This window comes from Nonomuraea sp. NPDC049684, assembly GCF_044465345.1.
Classification (GTDB): Bacteria; Actinomycetota; Actinomycetes; order Streptosporangiales; family Streptosporangiaceae; genus Nonomuraea.
This window is the reverse complement of the sequence record NZ_JBITLO010000039.1, coordinates 1-1386: the sequence shown is the minus strand read 5'-3', so window position 1 is coordinate 1386 and position 1386 is coordinate 1. Positions and strand designations below refer to the sequence as shown.

Annotated in this window: 1 pseudogene; it reads left to right on the top strand. The window is 67.2% G+C overall.

Annotated elements, in window-relative coordinates:
- Positions 1 to 1386 (top strand): annotated as a pseudogene (locus ACIBST_RS48910) (DNA-directed RNA polymerase subunit beta); the annotation flags it as partial.

Here is a 1386-nt window from a genome sequence, read left to right as displayed (position 1 = left end):
CCAGGTCATCGCCGACGGCCCCTGCACCGACAACGGTGAGATGGCGCTCGGCAAGAACCTGCTCGTGGCGTTCATGCCGTGGGAGGGCCACAACTACGAAGACGCCATCATCCTGTCCCAGCGCCTGGTCCAGGACGACGTCCTGTCCTCGATTCACATCGAGGAGCACGAGGTCGACGCCCGCGACACCAAGCTGGGTCCGGAGGAGATCACCCGGGACATCCCCAACGTGTCGGAAGAGGTCCTGGCCGACCTCGACGAGCGCGGCATCATCCGGATCGGCGCCGAGGTCGTCCCCGGCGACATCCTGGTCGGCAAGGTCACCCCGAAGGGCGAGACCGAGCTGACCCCGGAGGAGCGGCTGCTGCGCGCCATCTTCGGTGAGAAGGCCCGTGAGGTCCGTGACACCTCGCTGAAGGTGCCGCACGGCGAGCAGGGCAAGGTCATCGGCGTGCGCGTGTTCAGCCGCGACGAGGGCGACGAGCTCCCGCCGGGCGTCAACGAGCTGGTCCGCGTCTACGTGGCCCAGAAGCGTAAGATCACCGACGGCGACAAGCTAGCCGGCCGCCACGGCAACAAGGGCGTCATCTCCAAGATCCTGCCGGTCGAGGACATGCCGTTCCTTGAGGACGGCACCCCGGTCGACATCATCCTCAACCCGCTGGGCGTGCCCGGCCGGATGAACGTCGGTCAGGTGCTGGAGACCCACCTGGGGTGGATCGCCGCGCGTGGCTGGGACATCTCGGGCATCGCCGAGGCGTGGGCCGAGCGCCTGAAGGACAAGGGCTTCGAGAAGGTCGCCCCGCGTACCAACATGGCCACCCCGGTCTTCGACGGCGCGCACGAGGAGGAGATCGTCGGCCTGCTCGGCAACACCATCGCCAACCGTGACGGCGACCGCATGGTGCAGCAGAGCGGCAAGGCGCGGCTGTTCGACGGCCGTTCCGGCGAGCCGTTCCCGTACCCGATCTCGGTCGGCTACATCTACATCCTCAAGCTGCTGCACCTGGTCGACGACAAGATCCACGCCCGGTCGACCGGCCCGTACTCCATGATCACGCAGCAGCCGCTGGGCGGTAAGGCCCAGTTCGGCGGCCAGCGCTTCGGTGAGATGGAGGTGTGGGCGCTGGAGGCCTACGGCGCCGCCTACGCCCTGCAGGAGCTGCTGACCATCAAGTCCGACGACGTGCTGGGCCGGGTGAAGGTCTACGAGGCGATCGTCAAGGGCGAGAACATCCCCGAGCCGGGCATTCCGGAGTCCTTCAAGGTCCTCATCAAGGAAATGCAGTCGCTGTGCCTCAACGTCGAGGTGCTCTCCAGCGACGGCATGTCCATCGAGATGCGCGACACCGACGAGGACGTCTTCCGCGCGGCGGAGGAACTCGG